Origin of the sequence: Actinoplanes ianthinogenes (genome assembly GCF_018324205.1) — a bacterium.
Taxonomy (GTDB): domain Bacteria; phylum Actinomycetota; class Actinomycetes; order Mycobacteriales; family Micromonosporaceae; genus Actinoplanes; species Actinoplanes ianthinogenes.
Map to the genome: position 1 here is coordinate 2,187,501 of NZ_AP023356.1, position 19,098 is coordinate 2,206,598.

Genomic DNA, 19,098 nt, shown 5'->3' on the forward strand with positions numbered 1-19,098 from the left:
CTACCCGTCGTCGCCTTGGTAGGCCATTACCCCACCAACAAGCTGATAGGCCGCGAGTCCATCCCAAACCGAAAAACTTTCCACACCCGGCCATGCGACCAGGAGTCATATCCGGTATTAGCCCCCGTTTCCGAGGGTTATCCCAAAGTCTGGGGCAGGTTACTCACGTGTTACTCACCCGTTCGCCGCTCGAGTACCCCGAAGGGCCTTTCCGCTCGACTTGCATGTGTTAAGCACGCCGCCAGCGTTCGTCCTGAGCCAGGATCAAACTCTCCAACAAAATCTGTTGAAAAACATGAATCCCGGCAACAAAAAATGTTGCCAAAGGAATCTCCCACTGACCACCGAAGCGATCAGCCGGGGTATTGCCATAATTGGCACTGGCTTTTCAAGCACCCTGTTGAGTTCTCAAAGAACAACCGCACACCATCCAGAAAACCGCATTTCGCGGCCCGCCGTCCGGGGCACTCGCTCTACTTTACCCGCCATTCCCAGAACGTCAAATCCGCGTTTCGCAACCCGAATTCAACCGACACCGAGAAAACCGCACGACCGTAGACCATGCGATCTTGATGGGTTGTTCCGTCAGGACGGCCGCTCCGAGCCCCACGTTCAGGTCCCGTTCGCTCGCCCGTCTCCCTGGCGGCTCGGACAACATTACTCGCCGCTCCCAGCAACACCAAATCCGGGCCCAGCGACCGTCATCACACCCTCGGGAAAGCACGAAACCTCAGGTCAGCGCCATTTCAGCCGATCATCGGTGGCTCCATAAAAGGAGCAACCCGGGCAGAACGCCACGTGCCAACCCGGGAAAGAAAGAATCCCGGCCCCCGAACGGGGGACCGGGACTCCGGGATCAGGCCGAGAGCTCCACGCCGGCGAAGGTCCGCTTCCCCCGCCGCAGCACCAGGAACCTCCCGTGCAGCAGCGCGGACACGGGCACGGTCGCCTCCCCGTCGGTGATGCGCTCGTTGTTCAGGTAGGCGCCGCCCTCGCTGATCGTGCGACGGGCCTCGTTCGCGCTCGCCACGAGACCCGACTCCTTCAGCAACGCGCCCACGGTCGGCAGCTCACCGCGTACCGAAAGCAGTCCTGCCTCGGAGAGAGCGGCGCGCAACGTGTCGGCGGACAGCTCGTCCAGCGAACCTCTGCCGAAGAGGGCCTGGCTGGCGGCGATCGCCTGCCGCGCCTCCTCCTCGCCATGAACCAAAGCGGTCAGTTCCTCGGCGAGCGCACGCTGCGCGAGGCGGGCCTGCGGGCGCTCGGCGGTCGCTTTCTCCAGCTCCTCCAGCTCCTCGCGGGTCTTGAAGCTGAAGTAGCGCATGTAGCGGCTGACGTCGCGGTCGTCGCTGTTGATCCAGAACTGGTAGAAGGAGTACGGCGTGGTCATGGTGGGGTCGAGCCAGACGGCGCCGCCCTCGGTCTTGCCGAACTTCGTGCCGTCGGACTTGAGCACCAGCGGAGTGACGAAGGCGTGCACCGGACCGGCGCCGCGGCGGCGGATGAAGTCGACGCCGGCGGTGATGTTGCCCCACTGGTCGGAGCCACCGAACTGGAGCCGGCACCCGTGGCGCACGTGCAGCTCGTAGAAGTCGTTGGACTGCAGCAGCTGGTAGCTGAACTCGGTGAAGCTGATCCCGCTCTCCAGCCGGTTGCGCACCACGTCGCGGGCCAGCATCTTGTTGACCGGGAAGTGCTTGCCGACGTCACGGAGGAAGTCGACGACCGAGACCGAGCCGGTCCAGTCCAGGTTGTTGACCAGGGTCGCGGCGGTCTCGCCGGAGTACGTGACGAAGGGCGAGAGCTGCTCGCGGATGCGCCGCACCCAGCCCTCGACGACCTCGGGCGGGTTCAGCGTGCGCTCGGCGGACTCGCGCGGGTCGCCGATCTGCCCGGTCGCGCCGCCGACCAGCAGCAGCGGCTTGTGCCCGCCCTGCTGCAACCGGCGCGCGGTGCAGACCTGCATGAGGTGACCGACGTGCAGCGAGGCGGCGGTGGGGTCGAAACCGACATAGAACGTGATCGAGCCGCCGTCGAGTGCCTTGCGCAGCTCGTCGGGGTCGGTCGAGTCCTGGATCAGTCCACGCCACATCAGGTCGTCTACGAGAGTCACGCACGGATTCTCCCGCACCGCCGAATGCGCGGCACACCGGGTTTCGGGGATGCTGATCCGATGGGTCACCTGGGTAGCGCGAAACCACCGCATGAGATCAGCAAGAAGAAGGCCGCGGCTCGTCTGGCCGAGGCGCAGGAGCGGCTGCTGCGACTGCGGCTGATCCTGGGCGGCCAGATCAAGGGGCAGGTCGGGGAGAAGGAACTCGGGCCTCCGCTCTGCGTGCTGTTCGAGGGCTGGGACGCCTCCGGCAAGGGCGGGGCGATCAAGCGCCTGGTCGCGCCGCTGGATCCGCGGCACGTGCGGGTGGCGCAGTTCGCCGCGCCGACCTACGACGAGAAGCGGCACCACTTCCTGCAGCGGTTCTGGACCGTGCTGCCCGGGTTCGGCGGGATGGCTGTGCTGGACCGGTCCTGGTACGGGCGGGTCCTGGTCGAGCGGGTGGAGGGGTTCGCCACGGACGAGCAGTGGAAACGGGCGTACGACGAGATCAACGAGTTCGAGCGGACGCTGACCGCCGAGGGCATGATCCTGATCAAGTTCTGGATGCACGTGTCCGACGAGGAGCAGCTGCGGCGGTTCGAGGACCGGGCGAACGATCCGTTGCGGGCGTGGAAGCTGACCGATGAGGACTGGCGCAACCGGGAGAAGCGGCAGGCGTACGCCGAGGCGATCGAGGAGATGGTGACGCGTACCGATCAGCCGAAGGCGCGCTGGCACGTGATCCCGGGGGACGACAAGGGGTACGCGCGCTTCGCGGTGGTGGAGGAGGTCTGCCGGGTGGTGGAGAAGCGCCTCGCGTCGTTGGCCTGATTCGCACCCTTATGCCCGATATTGTGGTCGCATGCGTAAGTTGGTACTGAGTCTCACCGCCGTACTGGCCGGTGTCGCGGGAACGGCGGGGGCGGCGCTGGCCACCGAGCCGGCGCCGCAGACCGCCGCCGCCCCCGTCGCCAAACCCGTCACGAAGAGGGCGGTCGCGGTCGTCGTCGTCCGCACCGGGGGCAGGCACGGCGGCCAGTCGGTGTACACCCAGGTCGGCGCCTCCTCCCGGGACGAGGCGGAGGTGCTGCGGCTGGCCTCCAGCCCGGCGTTCCAGTCGTTGCGGCCTCGCTACGCGCCGGCGGGCACCACCAAGAACCGGTACACGTACCGGATCGAGGCGGGCTACCGGGACGACACCAAGAAGCGGGTCATCGTGGTGGAGGGCACGCCGGGGACGCCGAAGGTGGCGCTCGAGGTCATCCGCCTCATGACCGACGAGTCTGATTTATCAGCCGATTTCCCCCCGGGGTTCCCCTTCAACTGACCACCTTGCGAGCCGTGGCCGCGTCCGGCGCGGCCACGGCGAGCTCCGCGAGGCGGCGACATTCGGCGTACGAATACCGCGCCAGCGACGCCCGCACCCCGGACAGCGCCCGAGGCGACATGGACAGGCTGCTCACCCCCAGCCCGGCCAGCACCGGCGCCAGCGCCGCGTCCGCCGCCGCCTCCCCGCACACCCCGATCGGCTTGCCGGCCGCGCGCCCGGCCTCCCCGCAGATCCCGACCAGCTGAAGCAGCGCCGGCTGCCAGTAGTCGAGCAGTTCCGCCAGGTCGCCGCACATCCGGTCGGCCGCGAACGTGTACTGGCTCAGGTCGTTCGTCCCGATGCTCAGGAAGTCGACCACCCGCAGCAGGTCGGCCGCCCGCAGCGCCGCGGCCGGCACTTCGATCATCACGCCGGCCCGGGGCAGCCCGGCCTCGTGCACCGCGGCCGCGAACTCGGTCGCCTCGGCGAGCGTCGACACCATCGGCGCCATCACCCAGACGTCCGCGCCGGTGTCCCCGGCCGCCGCGGCGATCGCCGCGAGCTGGGTGGTGAGCACCTGTGGGCGCTGCCGTGCCACGCGGAGTCCGCGCACGCCGAGGGCCGGATTGGGCTCGCCCTCCTGATGCAGGAAGGGCAGCGGCTTGTCGGCGCCCGCGTCCAGCGTGCGGATCACCACGCGGCGGCCGGCCATCGCCCGGAAGACCTCCCGGTACGCGGTGATCTGCTCGTCCCGGGAGGGCTCGGAGGTGCGGTCGAGGAAGAGCAGTTCGGTGCGGAACAGGCCGATGCCCTCGGCGTGCGCCTGGTCGGCGGCCGGCACGTTCTTGGCGGAGCCGACGTTGGCGAGCAGTTTCACCGCGTGCCCGTCGGAGGTGCGCCCCGGTCCGGATATTTCGGTCATGACGCGATTTTCCGCCCGACGCACGGAAAATTCGGTGCCGACCTCAACCTGCCCCGACGCTCCGTCCACCTGCACCAGGCTGCCCTCCGGGATGCCGAGCACCCCGCGGCAGGCGACCACCGCCGGCAACCCCAGAGCCCGGGCCAGGATCGCGGTGTGACTCGTCGGCCCCCCGACCTCCGTCACCAGCGCCAGCACCTGCGCCGGGTCGAGATCGGCGGTGTCCGCCGGCGCCAGATCCCGAGCCGCCAGCACGAACGGATGCCCCGGCTGCGGCACCCCCGGCATCGGCAGCCCCAGCAGCACCGCCACCGCCCGGTCCCGCAGATCGTCCAGATCCGCGACCCGCTCCGCCAGATACCCACCCGCCTCGGCGAACATCTCCCGGAAGGTGCCGAACGCCGCGTCGATCGCGTGCGGCGCGTCGCTGCCCTCCTCGACGTTCTCCCGGACCGCCTCGCGCAGCTCCTCGTCCCCGGCCATCATCGCCTCGGCCCGCAGCACCTCGGCCACGGTCGCCTCGGACGCCCGGTCCGCTCGCCGCTCCAGGTCCGCGACGACCTCGGCCAGGGCCGCGTACGCCCGCTCCACCTCCGCCCCGGCATCGGTCACCGGCACCGGAGCGGGCAGCGCCGGCGCCGCCGCGATCCGCAGCAGCGGACCGGCGGCGACACCCGCGGACACCCCGATACCGGAGAGGCTCTCAGGCATCGTCGGCGTCCAGGTCCCGGGCGAGCAGCGCGGCCAGGTCGTTCAACGCCTGTTCCGCGCCGTCGCCGTCGGCTGCCAGGGTCACCTCGGTGCCCTGCTTGGCGCCGAGCGCGAGCACCGACAGCATGCTCTTGGCCGGCACCGGCTTCTTCCCGGCGACCTGGATGGTGACCTTCACCGGGGCCTTCGCGGCCGCCTCCACGAAGATCTTGGCGGGACGGGCGTGCAACCCGCTCGCGGAGCCGACGGCGACCGTACGCGTGGACATGAGACCCCCTCAGGGTTCGATGGTGACCTTGATGGCCTCGCCGCGCTCGACGATGCCGAACGCCTCGATCGCCTGGTCAAGGGGAAGCCGGTGGGTGATCAGGTCGGCGACCGGGACCGCGCCGGTGGCGACCAGGTCGAGCGCCTGCCTGTTGTGCGCCGGGCTGGAGCCGTTGGCGCCGATGATCATCAGCTCGCGGTAGTGCACGAGGTTCGAGTCGCAGGTGATGGTCGGCTTGTCCTTGGGCAGCCCGCCGAAGAAGCTGATCCGTCCCTGCCGGGCCGCCATCTGGAGGGCCTGCTCCTGCGCCTTGCCGGAGGCCGCCGCCGTGATGATCACGTCGGCGCCGCGCCCGCCGGTGAGTTCCCGGACCGCCTCGATCGCGTCGACCTCGGCCGCGCAGATCGCCGCGTCCGGCTTGACCAGGTCGGCGGCCATCTCCAGGCGCTGCCGGCTCAGTTCGACCAGGAAGACCCGGGCGGCGCCGCGGGCCCGGGCCAGCCGGACGTGCAGGCAGCCGATCGGACCGGAACCGATCACGACCACGTCGTCGCCGTCACCGACCCGGGCCAGGTTCTGCGCGTTGAGCGCGCAGGCCAGCGGCTCGGCCACCGAGGCCTCGGCGAACGAGACGTTCGCCGGGATGCGGTTCAGGCCGTCGACCTTGAGGACCTCTTTCGGTACGACCATGTACTGCGCGAAGCCGCCCTCGAAGTGGTAGCCCATCGACACCTGGTTGGGGCAGATGGTCATCCGGCCGCGTACGCACTCGTCGCACTCCCCGCAGGGGATCGCCGCGATCACCTGCACCCGGTCGCCGGCGGCCCAGCCCTCGACGCCGTCGCCGACCGCGACGATCTCGCCGGCGATCTCGTGGCCCATCACCCGCGGCGGGTGGATGTGGTGGTGCCCGAACTTGGAGATCTTCACGTCGGTGCCGCAGGTGGAGCAGTTCCGGACCCGGATCTTCACCTCGCCCGGTCCGGCCTCGGGCTCCGGCGCGTCCTCGAAGCGGACGTCGCCGGGAGCGTGGAATCGCACGACCTTCACTCGGACTCCTCCTTGATCGACCCGAGCAACCGGATCACCGTTGATGGGTCAGTGGCCTCGCGCAGCTCGCGGGCCTGGTCCTCGTCGAGCAGGATCTCGGCGAGGGCGGCGAGCAGCTCGACGTGCCCGTCCCCCTTGGCGGCGATGCCGACGCACAGGGTCACCGGCTCGCCGTCCCAGTCCACGGTGTCCGGGAAGCGCAGCACCGACAACGCGTCCCGGTTGACCAGGTCCTTGCCGCCGAGGGTGCCGTGCGGGATGGCGACGCCCTCACCGACATACGTGGAGATCGACCGCTCGCGGGCGAGCATGGTGTCGACGTAGCCGGGTTCCACCGCGCCGATCTCCACCAGTGCCTGTCCGGTGCGGCGGATCGCGTCGTCGCGGTCCGCCGCCGTCTCGGCCAGTCGGATGGCCCGCCGGTCCAGCAGCTCAGACATTGAGGTCGGTGCCCTGCTGGATGGCCTTGACCACCTTGGTGACCGCCGGGTCGCCCAGGAAGATGGTGAACGGCACGATCGGCTTGCCGGGGGCCACCGAGCGGGCCCGGGCGGCCAGGCCGCTGTGACAGACCACCAGGTCGGCGTCGGCCGGGATGGAGTTCACCGGGGTGTGCTCCACGGTGACGCCGGTCTTGCCGAGCTGCTTCTTCAGCGTGCTCGCGAGCATGACGCTGCTGCCCATGCCGGCGTCGCAGGCGACGACCAGCTTGTGGATGTCCTTGCCGTTGATGGTGGCCATGACGGGCTCTCCTTACGCGGTTTCTTTGGCGGGGGCGGCGGCCGGGTGCTGGGTGCCCGCGGTCTCGGCGGCCAGGATGGCCTCGTCGGCGACGGCCTCCTCGGCGACCTCCTCCGGCTCCTGGTCGGACTTGAGCTTGCCGAATCCGAGCAGGGCGGCGGCGACCCCGAAGGTGACCGCGGCCGAGATGATCACGCCGAGGATCATGCCGACGTATCCGTCCTTCGCGGTCACCGCGAAGTAGGCGAAGATGCTGCCCGGCGCGGGGGTGGCGACGGTGCCGGTCCCGGTGATCATGAAGGTGGCCACACCGGACATGCCGCCGGCGATCATCGCGAGGATCAGGCGGGGCTTCATCAGCACGTACGGGAAGTAGATCTCGTGGATGCCGCCGAGGAACTGGATGATCATCGCGGCCGGGACGGTCGGGCGCAGTGCTCGCGGGCCGAAGAACAGGAACGCGGTGAGCAGGCCGAGGCCGGGGCCGGGGTTCGACTCGATCATGAACAGGATCGACTTGCCGTGCTCCTGCACCTGCTGCACGCCGAGCGGGCCGAACACGCCGTGGTTGATCGCGTTGTTCAGGAACAGCACCTTGGCCGGCTCGACCAGGATCGAGGCGAGCGGCATGAGGCTGTGGTCGAGCAGCCAGTCGACGGCGTTGCCGGCCGCCTTGGTCAGCGCGCTGACCACCGGGCCGATGGTGAGCTTGCCGAGGATGGCGAAGCCCGCGCCGATGATGCCGGCCGAGAAGTTGTCGATCAGCATCTCGAAGCCCGGCTTGACCTTGCCGTCGATCGCGTTGTCGAACATCTTCAGGACCCACGCGGTGAGCGGGGCGATGATCATCGCGCCGAGGAACATCGGCACTTCCGCGCCGACCACCACGCCGAAGGTGGCGATCGCGCCGACCACGGCGCCACGCTGGCCGTGCACGATCCGGCCGCCGGTGTAACCGATCAGCACCGGCAGCAGGTACTTGATCATCGGGTCGACGAGCTGGGCGAGGTTCTCGTTCGGTATCCAGCCGACCGGGATGAACATCGCCGTTATCAGGCCCCAGGCGATCAGCGCGCCGATGTTGGGCATCACCATGCCGGCCAGGTAGCCACCGAGCTTCTGCACCCGGGCACGGAAGCTGGTCCCGGTGACCTCGGGGGTGTATGTAGAGGCCATTGAGATCTCCATTCGATTACTGGGGCCGTGACGCGCCCCCGCAGTGAAAAGCCAGGTTCATACCGCTTAGTAGGGATAAATCCGGATCGCTCCGGGTAGCCGTCGTCCGCGACCTCACGGCCGCTTCCGCTTGCGCTCGCCGCTTTCCGGTACGCCCTCAGCCGCGCCCGAGCGGACGGGACAGATCCGGCCGGGCGTCGAGCCGTACCGTCGTACGGTCAAGGTCTTGTGGTCCTGGCATGCGACTGCCCGGCAGGCTCACCGCGGCCGCGCCCCAGGCGAGTCCCTCGACGAGCGCGGCCTCGCCGCGCGCGCCGGCCGCGAGGAACCCGGCCAGCAGCGCGTCCCCCGCGCCCACGGTGCTGCGCGGCACGGTCACCGGCGACGTCCCGGCCAGCACGCCGGACTCCTCGACCAGGACCGCGCCGTCCGCGCCGAGGCTGGCCAGCACCGTCCCGGCGCCGGCCGCGCGCAGCCGGGCGCAGGCCTCGACGACGTCGCCCAGGGTGCTCAGCTCGCGGCCGACCGCCTCGGCCAGCTCCTCCCGATTCGGCTTGACCAGGGTGGCACCGGCGTCGACCCCGGCGAGCAGGGCGGGGCCGCTGGAGTCGACGGCCAGCCGGGCACCGGCCGCGACCAGCCGCTCGCAGAGTGCCGCGAAGGCCGGGACGGACGGCCCGGGCGGCAGGCTGCCGCAGATCACCACCCAGTCGCTCGACCGGGCGGCGGTCAGCACCGCGTCGCTGACCTCGGCGAACTCGGCGGCCGAGAGCACCGGCCCGGCCTCGTTGATCTTCGTGACCGTGCCGTCCGGCTCGGCCAGGGTGATGTTGGAACGGGTCCGCCCGACGATCGGGACGGCCAGCATGTCGACGCCCTCCCCCTTGAGGAGGTCGACCAGCTGCTCGCCCTCGGCGCCGCCGGCCGGCACCACCGCGGTCGACTTGAGGCCGTTGGCGAGCAGCGCCCGGGAGACGTTGACCCCCTTGCCGCCCGGATCGATGTGCGACCCGACGGCCCGCAGCACCTCGCCGCGGACCAGCGCGTCGACCTCCAGGGCGCGATCGACGCTGGGGTTGAGCGTGACGGTGAGGATCATGCCTGGACCAGCCGCACGCCGGTGGACTCGACCTCGGCGGCCAGCTCGTGGTCCAGCCCGTTGTCGGTGATCAGCAGGTCCAGCTCGGCGACGCCGCCGAACCGGGCCAGATAGTCGTTACCGATCTTGGTGTGGTCGGCGAGCAGCACCACCCGGCGGGCGGCGGCGATCATCGCCCGCTTGACCGCGGCCTCCGCCGGGTCGGGGGTGGTCATGCCCCGCTCGACGGTGCAGCCGTTGGTGCCCATGAAGGCCACGTCGACGTACATCTCGGACAGTGGCCGCAGCGCCCAGTCGTCCACCGTGGCCAGCGTCTTGCCGCGGACCCGGCCGCCGAGCAGCAGCACCGTCAGGTTCGGCTTGATGCCCAGCATCGCGGCCAGCACCGGGGAGTTGACCACCACGGTGAGCTCCCGGTCGGCGGGCAGCAACTGGGCCAGCCGGGCGGTCGTCGTCCCGGCGTCCAGGATGATCGCGCCCTCGTCCGGGACCTCGGCCAACGCGGCCTTGGCGATCCGCTCCTTCTCGCTGATCAGCACGGCGTCGCGGGTGGCCAGGGCGGGCTCGAAGCCGAGCCGCTCGACCGGGATCGCTCCACCGTGCACCCGGCGCAGCACCCCGGCCCGCTCCAGGACCGTGAGGTCGCGCCGGATCGTCTCGGCGGTGACCGCGAAGCTGTCCGCCAGCGTGACCACGTCGACCCGGCCCTCGGCGCGGGCGCGCCGCACGATCTCCTGCTGCCGCTCCTCCGCGTACATCGCTCACCGTCCAGCCGTTGATTTTGCTTTGTCTTTGTTTACGCCCGCTTCTGCCCGAGCGCAATATGTCAAAGAGATTTCGGTCTCCTTACCGGCGAGATTCTTGTCGACAAATGCGGTGTATTACGTGAAACGGGCGCACCCGACGTAGCGATCTAGAGGATCATGAATGCCTGGTTGTGTTGGTTTTTGCCTGGCCGATGGGGTGCGCGCGTGGGTTCCGGGCACACCCGGGGGTCACTCGGCGGCGAGGCCGGTCACGGTCTCCCGGACCCGGTCGCGCAGCCAGCGGTGCGCGCCGTCGGCCTCGTAACGCCGGTGCCAGGCCATCGCGATCTCCTTGGCCGGCAGCGCGACCGGCGGGTCGAGCGCGACCAGGCCGAGCGCCTCGATGGCGTGCCGGCCGAGCCGCCACGGCATCAGGCCCACCAGATCCGTCCGGGCGACCACCACCAGGGCGGCGCCGAAGGTCGGGACGGCGAGCGCGACCTGCCGGGTCAGCCCCAGTTCGGCGAGCGCCTCGTCGATCGGCCCGGTGAGCCTGCCCCGGCGGGACGCGCTGACGTGGACGGCCGCGGCGTAGCGCTCCGGGGTGAGCGCACCGGTGGCGAGCGGGTGCCCGGCCCGGACGACGGCGGCCATCCGGTCGGTGAACAGCGGCTCGACCACGATCTCCGGCGGCGCGTCCACCACCACGCCGATGTCCAGGTCGGCCTGGCCGTCCCGCAGCTGCGCCTCGCCGTCGGCCGCCGGGTCCTCGCCGAGGAAGCGCAGCGTGACGCCGGGCGCCGCGGCCTGCACCCGGGCCAGCAACTCCGGGCCGAAGGCGACCGCCACGTCGTCGGCGAGCACGGTGAAGACCCGCCGCAGCGTGGCCGGGTCCGGCGGACCGGGCGGGGTGAAGACCGCCCGGGCCCGCTCGACCAGCGCGTGCACCTCGGTGCGCAGCTCCTGCGCGCGCGGCGTGAGCACCATCTGCCGCCCGGAGCGGACCAGCACCGGATCGCCGAGCACCGCCCGGATCCGCCCGAGCGCGCGGCTCGTCGCCGGCTCGGACAGGTGCAGCCGCCGGGCCGCGCCGCCGACACTGCCCTCCTCCAGCAGCGCGTCCAGGGCGAACAGCAAGTTCAGGTCCAGATTCATTGCGTCCGACGCAACCTTCCGTTGTGAAGCATGCATTTGACGTTAGATATGGCCGATCCTAGCGTCGCTGCCATGAGACGTGAGAACTCCACGCTGGTCCTGATGTGCCTGACCGTGCTGGTCCTCCAGTCGCTGGTCGCGGGCATCAACCTGGCCATCCCGCAGCTCGCCGCGAGCGACCTGCACCCCGGTGCGAGCGACCTGGTCTGGATCGTCGACGCCTACGTGCTGGCCTTCGCCGGGCTGCTGATCCCGGCCGGCGCGCTCGGCGACCGATACGGCCGCAAAGGCGTGCTGCTCGCCGGTCTGGCGCTGTTCGGCGCGGCGAACCTGGTCAGCGCCCTCGCGCCGAACGTCGCGGTGCTCCAGGCGGGCCGGGCGATCGGCGGGGTCGCGGCGGCGCTCGCCCAGCCGGCCACCCTGGCCCTGCTGCTGCACGCCACCCGGCCGGAGCGCCGCCCGCAGGCGATCGCCCTGTGGACCGCTTGCATGGGCTTCGGCGGCATGGTCGGCAACCTGGTGGCCGGCGCCGTGCTCCAGTGGTTCGACTGGCCGGCGCTGTTCCTGACCTTCGTCCCGGTGGCGGCGCTGCTGGTGGCCGGCGTCGCGCTCTACGTCCCGCGTGCTCCCCGGCACGACGCCTCGGTCGACCCGATCGGCACGGCGCTGCTCACCGGCGGCCTGTTCGCCGTCCTCCACGGCATCATCGAGGGCCCCGTGCGCGGCTGGACCGACACCCTGGTGCTGGCCTCCTTCGCCGCCGGGCTGCTCGTGCTGACCGCTTTCGCCGCGCATGCGCTGCGCTCCCGCAAGCCGCTGCTCGACCCCAGGATCTTCACGATTCCTTCGGTACGCGCGGGCGCGCTCGGTGTCGGCGCCACGTTCTTCGCCCTGTTCGGCCTCTTCTTTGTCAACGCCCAGTTCCTCCAGGACGTCAAGGGATACTCGACGCTGCTCACCGGCCTGGCCATCGGCCCGCTCGCGATCGGGATGGGTGTCGTCTCGCGCCGGGCGGTGCCGCTGACCCAGAAATACGGCCCTCGCCCGGTCATCGGGACCGGGCTCGCCGCCATCGTGGCCGGGCTGCTCCTGCTGTCGACCGTGGACGCCGGGACGCCGTACCCGGTCTACGCGGGCTACCTGCTGCTGATGGCGGCCGGCATGGGACTGTGCGCGCCGGCCCTGACCGGCGGCATCCTGGCCGGGCTGCCGGCCGGCAGCGCCGGGCTCGGCTCCGGGCTGAACTCGGCCGCCCGTGAGGTGGGTGCGGCCCTCGGTGTCGCGCTGATCGGCACCATCCTCACCGCGCACCACGCGCTGCGCTCCCCCGCCGACTTCCTGGCCGGCCTGACCGTCGGCTATCGGGTGCTGGCCGCCGTCCTCGCCGTCGCCGCCGTCCTCGTGGTGATCACCTGGCCCGCCCCGGCCCGCGACCGCGACCCAGTCCCGGCCTAAAGCCCCCGCCACCCCGCGTATGCACCCCGGCTGGCCCAGACCGCCCTATCCCGACCTCGGACAGGGCCACCAGCACCAGCCCGACACCCCCAGCTGGCCCAGACCGCCCTAACCCGGCCTCGGATAGGGCCACCAGCACCAGCCCGACACCCCCAGCTGGCCCAGACCGCCCCAACCCGACCCCACACAGGACCACCAGCACCAGCCCGACACCCCCAGCTGGCCCAGACCGCCCTATCCCGGCCTCGGATAGGGCCGTGAGCACCAGCCCGACAACCCCGGCTGGCCCAGACCGCCCTATCCCGGGCTCGGATAGGGCCGTGAACGCCAGCCCGACAACCTTGGCTGGCCCAGACCGCCCTATCCCGGGCTCGGATAGGGCCGTGAGCGCCAGCCCGACAACCTTGGCTGGCGCTGCGCGCCGTATCCGGCCGGACAACGGCTGCGAGCGCCGGGCGGGGCTGGGCAGGGCGGGGTACTGCGGGGGGTGGGATGGGCGGCTCGGGAATCGGGGCCGCCGCTGGCCACCCGCGACCCACGACAGCGGCCGGGCGCCTCCGGCGGGAGGGGGCGCGGAAATGCGGGTGGGTGGGGCTCAGGGCGTACCGAAAGAGGGTTTCAGTGGTCCTGGGCGGGGACGTAGGGCGGGAGGCCGAGGGTTTTGCGGATGGCGGACTGGACCTCGTCGACCGGGGGCCGTCCGTCGACGTCGTGGACGACCTCCTTGCGCTGGAAGAGCTCCAGGACCGGGCGGGTCTTCTCGTGGTAGTCGCGGAGGCGGGCCTCCAGGGCCTGCGGGGTGTCGTCGGCGCGGGTGACCAGCTCGTGGCCGCAGATGTCGCAGCGGCCCTCCTGCTCCGGGCGGTCGGCGATCAGGTTGTAGTCCATGCCGCAGTTCGGGCAGAGGCGGCGGCTCAGGACGCGGCGGCGCACCTCGTCGTCGGGGAGTTCCAGGTGGATGACCGCGTCGAGGTCGTAGGACTCCATGAAGAACTCGGCCTGCCGGCCGTTGCGCGGGAAGCCGTCGATGACGAAGCCGAAGTTCCAGTCGTGCTCGTCGAGGCGGTCCCGGACGACCGACTCGACCAGATCGTCGCCGACCAGGTCGCCGGCCGCCATGATCCGGCGGACCTGGGCGCCCATCTTGGTGTGGTTGCGCACGTGCCAGCGGAAGATGTCGCCGACGCTGATGTGCACCAGGTCCAGGTCCCGGGCCAGCAGCTGGCCCTGGGTGCCCTTGCCGCTGCCCTGAACTCCCATGATCACGTATTTGCGCATGTGGACGGCCTCCTCGCCGGTCAGCCGGCCGCGCCGACGCGCAGCGGGCCGGGCGCCGGACCGGTCAGGGTGGTGGGGTCGATGCTCCAGGCGCCGGCCACCCGGAACACGTCGCGCTCGGCCACCAGCACCGTGGACTCGTCGTCCAGCGTGCCAGGCAGGCCCGCCTCGCGCTCGGCCGGACCGGGCTCGCCGAACCACGAGGTGACCTCGCCGGTCTGCCCCACGTATCCGAAGGCCCGCACAAGATCACCCTCCACCGCGCGCTGCCATCGATGCAACTCGGTTACCCGGTGGGTCGCGAAATACTGCACCTCGGTGCCGAGCTCCGCGGAGAGCGCCACCACGTCCGGGCCCGGGGAGATCAGCCAGTGACCGGCGGCGAGCACCCAGAGGGTGTCCCGGGCGCCGGGCAGCGGCGGCGTGACCACCACCCGGTCGCCGGTCAGGTGCGCCAGATCGAGACCGTCGCGCCAGCGGACCGGGCCCAGGTCGCGCAGGCCGAGAGCGGTCAGGACCGCGCCCTGGTCGCGGCCGGCCACCGCGATCCAGGCCTGCTTGCCGCCGAAACCGGCCATGACGTCCTTTTCCATGTCCGCAACGCTAGCCGCTTGTCCGGTTATGCCCAGCCGTAATCCCGCTGGAGCGTGGCCGCCACCCGGGTGAACCGGGCCCGGTCCAGGATGGCGCCCTCGCGGCGGATGCCGTCCTCCTCGACCTCCAGGACCCGGTCCAGGCGGATCCAGCTGGGGCGCTGGGTGCGGTCCCACTCGCCGGCCCCGAGCGCGAGCCAGTTGCGCTGGCCGTCGCGGTCGCTCTGGCTGGAGAGCATCAGGCCGAGCAGGGTGGCGCCGTCCCGGCCGACGACCAGGACCGGACGGTCCTTCCCCTGGCTGGGGTCGTCCTCGTAGGGGACCCAGGTCCAGACGATCTCACCCGGGTCGGCGTCGCCGTCGAGGTCGGGGGCGTAGGCGATGGTGCGGGAGCTGTGGTGCTCGGTGGGGACGTGGCGGGGTGGCCTCGGGCGTGGGACCCGGGACTGCGGAGCGGCCGGCTTGTCCGACACGCGCGGGCGCGAGGGCGCGGCAGGCGCTGCGGGCGGGGCCGCCGGCTTCCGCGGCGCGCGCGACCGCGGGGGCGCGGACGGCGCGGCGGGTGCGTGCGGCGCGGAGGGTGCCGACGGCTCGGAACGGTGGGACCGCGCGGCGGGTGCGGACGGCTCGGAACGGTGGGAGCGCGCGGCGGGTCGCGAAGCCGGCTCGCCGAGGATCCGGCGCAGGAGGGATTTCAGCAATTCGAGCACCGCTGAACCTTACGGCCTCACCCAAACTGTACGGCCATACAGTATGACGATACAGTCCCCGGCGACACCGCCAGCCGGGAAGGATGCAGAACATGACGCGCTATGGACCGATGTTCGGGCCGGACTACACGTTCCTCGGAGTCCCCGACTGCGACTGGCGGGAGCCGTCGACCTATCAGGACGCCGACGTGGTGATCATCGGCGCCCCGTTCGACGGCGGCACCTCGCACCGCCCCGGCGCCCGGTTCGGCCCGCAGGTCATCCGCGGCACCGACTACCTGGCGCACGACAGCTCCCGCCCGCACATGGCGATGCGGGTCGACGCGCTCGGCCCGGACCTGACCGTCAAGGACGCCGGCGACCTGGAGGTGTTCAGCGGCGAGATCCAGCGCAGCTGCGCCACCATCGAGGAGGCCGTCGGCTTCATCGCCAAACACGGCGCGATCCCGCTGATCCTGGGCGGCGACCACACGGTGACCTGGCCGGACGTCGCCGGCGTCGCGAGCGCGCACACCCCCCAGCGGATCTCGGTGATCCACTTCGACGCGCACGCGGACACCGGCGACATCGAGTTCGGCTCGCTCTACGGCCACGGCCAGCCGATGCGCCGGCTGATCGAGTCGGGCGCCGTCCGCGGCGACCGGTTCCTCCAGCTAGGCCTGCGCGGCTACTGGCCCGGCCCGGAGATCCTGGACTGGATGGCCGACCAGCGGATGAACTCGTTCCACATGAGCGAGATCGTCGAGCGTGGGCTGGACGCGGTGCTGGACAGCGCGTTCGAGATCGCGATGGACGGCTGCGACGGCGTCTTCCTCTCGGTCGACATCGACGTCTGCGACCCGGGCCACGCGCCCGGCACCGGCACCCCGGAGCCGGGTGGCTTCACCGCCCGGCAGCTGCTCGACAGCGTCTCCCGGATCTGCCACGAGCTGCCGGTGGTCGGGATGGACATCGTCGAGGTGTCGCCGCCGTTCGACCACGCCGAGATCACCGCGATGCTGGGCAACCGGGTGGTCCTGGAGGCGCTCTCCGGGATGGCGCGGCGGCGCAAGGACGGCGACGGCCCGCGCTGGAAGCGGTCGACGCCGCTGCTAGAGGGCCGGGGAACGACCCAGCAGCCGGGCTAACGCGTCCTCCAGCAGCTCGTTCGCGGCGGCCCGGTCGACGTCCGGGTCGCCGAGCACCACCGGCAGGGCCAGCCCGTCGATCAGGGCGAGCACCTGGCGGGCCACCCGCATCGGGTCGTCCGCCTCGATGTTGGCCGCGATCAGCTCCCGCCAGCGGGTGTAGTCGGCGAGCACGTCGGCCCGCACCTCGGCGTCGCGGGACGCCCAGCGCCAGCTCTCCACCCAGAGCCGCCAGGAGAGGTCGCTGCCCAGGTGCCGGGCGATCGCCAGCAGCCGCTCCCACGGGTCGGTGAGGCCGGCCAGGCTCTCGCCGACCAGCTCGAACTCGCGCTCGGCGGCGTGCCGGAAGACCGCGATGAGCATGTCCTCGCGGGTGCCGAAGTAGTACTGGAGTGTGGAGACGCCGACGCCGGTCGCGGCGGTCACGTCGCTGAACCGGGTGGCGTCCGCACCGCGCGCGGCGACCACCTCACCGGCCGCCGCCAGGACCTCAACGCGCTTAGCCGCGGACCGCCTCACCGGGCATGTCTATCACCCGACGAAGTCCTGGACCATCCAGGTGATGCCCTTGCCGTCCCGCACCACGCTCAGCCCGATCTTGGTGAAGCTCTTGCTGAGCAGGTTCTTGCGGTGACCGTCGTTCGGCGCGACCTCGGCGAGCATCGAGTCGGTCAGGCCGTTGGCCGCCTTGACCTTGTCGGCGGCGCTGCTGCCGCTGGAGCCGTAACCGATGTTCTCGCCGGCGCTGCTCCAGGAGACGCCCTGGGCGCTGAACCGGGTGCCGATGCCGCCCTCGCCGGGGCACTGGTGCGAGAGGCCGCAGCCGTCGATCATCAGCTGGTTGTGGATGGCGGACGCCTTGGAGAGCTTGGTGTCCAGGGTGAGCGCGGCCAGCCCCTCGTCGGCGCGGGCCTGGTTGATGTGAGCCAGCACCAGGTCGAGGATGGTGTCCGCGGTGGCCGGGACGGTGGAGTCGGGGACCGCCTCGGTGGTCTTCTTCGCCTTCGTGGTGCTCCGCGTGGTCGCCGGGGTGGTGGCGGCCTTCTTGCTGACGGTGGCCCGCGGGGTGGGTGAGGTCGTCCGGCTGCTCGCGGGCGACGGGGTGGACGACGGCAGCGGGTCGCCGGCCGCCGGCAGCCCGGCGTCACCGCTGGGGGCGGCAGCGGCGGCGAGCGGGACGTCCGCGGACTGCGGGACCGGGTCGGCCGAGGGGCGCTGCAAGATGCCGGCGGAGATGAAGCCGGCGCCGATGACCACGGCTGTCGAGCCCGCCACCAGGGTGTATCTGAGACGGGCGGCAGCGGAGAGCGACACGGATATTCACCTCGGTGAGTCGGGCAGGGGACGACGCCCCACGACTATGCGCGACCGGCCGGGTGAGATCGGCGGAGAAAAGGATTCCTTAAGGTACGGCTCACAGACTCATAAAGTTCAGTCGACTTCAAGATCGAATTCGCCGGCCCGCACTCCGGCGAGGAACGCGTCCCACTCCGCACGGGTGAAGACCAGGGTGGCGCCGGCCGGGTCCTTGGTGTCCCGCAGCGCCACGATGCCCGGAAGGTTGGTGGCCACCTCGACGCAGTCGCCCCCGTTGCCACCGCTCCAGGTGCTCTTGTGCCAGACGGCACCGGTCAGGTCAGCCATCGCTCTCCTTGATGATCTTGCCGATGAGGTCATCGGAATCGGACTGACTCAGCGCGACCGCCTCCAAAGCGGCCCAGATCGTCTCGTACGTCTCGACTTCGGCGATTTTATCGAGGTAGAGCGCCCCGGTGAGGTTCTCGCAATAGATGGTGGTGGGCTCCGGCGACGCCGTCCCGACGGCCGGGAACTCCAGGATGGTGAACTGTCCGGAACTGGCCGCCTGGTGCGGACCGGCACCGAACGGGATCACCCGGACGCCGATGTCCGGCCGGGTGGAGACGTTCACCAGGTGGGCCAGTTGCTTCTGCATGCCCAGGGTGTCGCTGATGGTCCGGCGCAGCACGCCCTCGTCGATGATCACTTCCAGCCGCGGCGGCTTCGGGCGGGCACGGCGCAGCAGGGACTGCCGCTCCAGCCGCACGGCCACCGCGTTCTCCACCGCTGCCGGGTCCTCGCCGTGCCACCGGCCGAAGACGAACTCCGCGTACTCCCGGGTCTGCAACAGGCCGGGGATCACGCTCGGGGCGAACTGGCGCAGCCGGGACGCGGCCTGCTCCATCCCGACGTAGAGCTCGAACCAGGCGGGGACGACGTCGCCGTACGCGTGCCACCAGCCCTTGGCCTTGGACTCCTGCGCGAGGCCGATCAGCACCTCGGTCATGTGGCCGGGCGCGCCGTACACCCCGCACATGGCGATCACGTCGTGCTTGCGGACCGGCACCTCACCGTTCTCGATCCGGTACATCCGGGCGCGGGAGAACTCCAGCTCCTGGGCCGCCGCCATCAGCGAGATGCCGGCCTGCTCACGCAACTGTCGCAGCAGCCGCCCGACCTGCCGTCTCGGAACCGTCGACCCCGTCTCGGACATGCCGGCCCAACCCCTCCCGCTGCACGCCGCCCCGCCTGGCGACGTGTCGATCACCCGCCACGCCGTCCGGATGTCTCGAACGAGACGATCCGAACGCCTGCATCGAGACGGCGAGAATCCATTTCTGAGATTCTCGCGAGCGTGGCTTGAG

General features: G+C 71.0%; 21 protein-coding genes and 1 rRNA gene (1 of these 22 cut by a window edge). 4 read left to right on the top strand and 18 right to left on the bottom strand.

Annotation, left to right across the window (positions count from 1 at the left end):
- Both Aiant_RS10035 and tyrS read right to left on the bottom strand, forming a co-directional pair.
- Positions 1-280, bottom strand: a 16S ribosomal RNA gene (locus Aiant_RS10035); it reaches 1,234 nt to the left of the window's first position.
- 576 nt (positions 281-856) lie between these two features.
- Positions 857-2,092, bottom strand: coding sequence for a tyrosine--tRNA ligase (gene tyrS, locus Aiant_RS10040; protein ID WP_229830741.1), 1,236 nt, complete (start codon positions 2,090-2,092; stop codon positions 857-859).
- Between the two features lie 81 nt (positions 2,093-2,173).
- Between tyrS and Aiant_RS10045 the strand changes: the two genes are divergently transcribed.
- Positions 2,174-2,926, top strand: a complete 753-nt coding sequence (locus Aiant_RS10045; protein WP_189333478.1) for a polyphosphate kinase 2 family protein — start codon at positions 2,174-2,176, stop codon at positions 2,924-2,926.
- Between the two features lie 31 nt (positions 2,927-2,957).
- Positions 2,958-3,422: a hypothetical protein gene (locus tag Aiant_RS10050; RefSeq protein WP_189333477.1), complete on the top strand. Its 465-nt coding sequence runs from the start codon at positions 2,958-2,960 to the stop codon at positions 3,420-3,422.
- Here Aiant_RS10050 and ptsP read toward each other — a convergent pair.
- From ptsP to Aiant_RS10090, 9 genes are all read right to left on the bottom strand, one after another.
- Positions 3,415-5,037 carry a phosphoenolpyruvate--protein phosphotransferase gene (gene ptsP, locus Aiant_RS10055; RefSeq protein WP_189333476.1) on the bottom strand — a complete coding sequence of 541 codons (1,623 nt, stop codon included), beginning with the start codon at positions 5,035-5,037 and terminating at the stop codon, positions 3,415-3,417. The two genes, Aiant_RS10050 and ptsP, sit on opposite strands and share 8 nt — an antisense overlap.
- The gene (locus tag Aiant_RS10060) at positions 5,030-5,305 is read right to left on the bottom strand and encodes an HPr family phosphocarrier protein (protein ID WP_189333475.1); all 276 of its coding nucleotides are present in this window, start codon (positions 5,303-5,305) and stop codon (positions 5,030-5,032) included. The genes ptsP and Aiant_RS10060 overlap by 8 nt, the downstream gene beginning before the upstream one ends.
- 9 nt (positions 5,306-5,314) lie before the next feature.
- Positions 5,315-6,355 carry a zinc-dependent dehydrogenase gene (locus Aiant_RS10065; protein WP_189333474.1) on the bottom strand — a complete coding sequence of 347 codons (1,041 nt, stop codon included), beginning with the start codon at positions 6,353-6,355 and terminating at the stop codon, positions 5,315-5,317.
- The gene (locus tag Aiant_RS10070; RefSeq protein WP_189333473.1) at positions 6,352-6,795 is read right to left on the bottom strand and encodes a PTS mannitol transporter subunit IIA; all 444 of its coding nucleotides are present in this window, start codon (positions 6,793-6,795) and stop codon (positions 6,352-6,354) included. Before Aiant_RS10070 ends, Aiant_RS10065 begins: the two co-directional genes overlap by 4 nt.
- Complete coding sequence (locus Aiant_RS45575; RefSeq protein ID WP_189333472.1) at positions 6,788-7,096, bottom strand: PTS sugar transporter subunit IIBC family protein; 309 nt, start codon at positions 7,094-7,096, stop codon at positions 6,788-6,790. The genes Aiant_RS10070 and Aiant_RS45575 overlap by 8 nt, the downstream gene beginning before the upstream one ends.
- Before the next feature lie 12 nt (positions 7,097-7,108).
- Positions 7,109-8,272, bottom strand: a complete 1,164-nt coding sequence (locus Aiant_RS10075) for a PTS transporter subunit EIIC (RefSeq protein ID WP_189333471.1) — start codon at positions 8,270-8,272, stop codon at positions 7,109-7,111.
- Between the two features lie 157 nt (positions 8,273-8,429).
- A complete protein-coding gene (gene pfkB, locus Aiant_RS10080; protein WP_189333470.1) occupies positions 8,430-9,371 on the bottom strand; it encodes a 1-phosphofructokinase in 942 nt (313 codons plus the stop codon).
- On the bottom strand, positions 9,368-10,129 hold the full coding sequence (locus Aiant_RS10085) for a DeoR/GlpR family DNA-binding transcription regulator (protein WP_189333469.1): 762 nt from the start codon (positions 10,127-10,129) through the stop codon (positions 9,368-9,370). Before Aiant_RS10085 ends, pfkB begins: the two co-directional genes overlap by 4 nt.
- 237 nt (positions 10,130-10,366) lie before the next feature.
- Positions 10,367-11,272 carry a LysR family transcriptional regulator gene (locus Aiant_RS10090; protein ID WP_189333468.1) on the bottom strand — a complete coding sequence of 302 codons (906 nt, stop codon included), beginning with the start codon at positions 11,270-11,272 and terminating at the stop codon, positions 10,367-10,369.
- A 72-nt stretch (positions 11,273-11,344) separates the two neighbouring features.
- On the opposite strand from Aiant_RS10090, the gene Aiant_RS10095 reads away from it, so the two are divergent.
- Positions 11,345-12,727: an MFS transporter gene (locus Aiant_RS10095; protein ID WP_189333467.1), complete on the top strand. Its 1,383-nt coding sequence runs from the start codon at positions 11,345-11,347 to the stop codon at positions 12,725-12,727.
- A 618-nt stretch (positions 12,728-13,345) separates the two neighbouring features.
- Here the strand turns inward: Aiant_RS10095 and Aiant_RS10100 are convergent.
- The 3 genes from Aiant_RS10100 to Aiant_RS10110 are packed head-to-tail and all read right to left on the bottom strand — an operon-like array spanning position 13,346 to position 15,071.
- Positions 13,346-14,005, bottom strand: a complete 660-nt coding sequence (locus Aiant_RS10100) for an adenylate kinase family protein (protein WP_189333466.1) — start codon at positions 14,003-14,005, stop codon at positions 13,346-13,348.
- A gap of 20 nt (positions 14,006-14,025) precedes the next feature.
- Positions 14,026-14,598, bottom strand: a complete 573-nt coding sequence (locus Aiant_RS10105) for a hypothetical protein (protein ID WP_189333465.1) — start codon at positions 14,596-14,598, stop codon at positions 14,026-14,028.
- 26 nt (positions 14,599-14,624) lie between these two features.
- A complete protein-coding gene (locus tag Aiant_RS10110; protein ID WP_189333464.1) occupies positions 14,625-15,071 on the bottom strand; it encodes a type II toxin-antitoxin system PemK/MazF family toxin in 447 nt (148 codons plus the stop codon).
- Positions 15,072-15,400: 329 nt separating this feature from the next.
- On the opposite strand from Aiant_RS10110, the gene speB reads away from it, so the two are divergent.
- A complete protein-coding gene (speB, locus tag Aiant_RS10115; protein WP_189333463.1) occupies positions 15,401-16,435 on the top strand; it encodes an agmatinase in 1,035 nt (344 codons plus the stop codon).
- On the opposite strand, the gene Aiant_RS10120 is transcribed toward speB, so the two are convergent.
- From Aiant_RS10120 to Aiant_RS10135, 4 genes are all read right to left on the bottom strand, one after another.
- Complete coding sequence (locus Aiant_RS10120; RefSeq protein WP_189333462.1) at positions 16,400-16,954, bottom strand: TetR/AcrR family transcriptional regulator; 555 nt, start codon at positions 16,952-16,954, stop codon at positions 16,400-16,402. The two genes, speB and Aiant_RS10120, sit on opposite strands and share 36 nt — an antisense overlap.
- A 12-nt stretch (positions 16,955-16,966) precedes the next feature.
- A complete protein-coding gene (locus Aiant_RS10125) occupies positions 16,967-17,749 on the bottom strand; it encodes a CAP domain-containing protein (protein ID WP_189333461.1) in 783 nt (260 codons plus the stop codon).
- A 117-nt stretch (positions 17,750-17,866) separates the two neighbouring features.
- Positions 17,867-18,079, bottom strand: a complete 213-nt coding sequence (locus Aiant_RS10130; RefSeq protein ID WP_189333460.1) for a DUF397 domain-containing protein — start codon at positions 18,077-18,079, stop codon at positions 17,867-17,869.
- Positions 18,072-18,947, bottom strand: a complete 876-nt coding sequence (locus tag Aiant_RS10135) for a helix-turn-helix domain-containing protein (RefSeq protein ID WP_189333459.1) — start codon at positions 18,945-18,947, stop codon at positions 18,072-18,074. The genes Aiant_RS10130 and Aiant_RS10135 overlap by 8 nt, the downstream gene beginning before the upstream one ends.
- Positions 18,948-19,098: the final 151 nt, after the last annotated feature.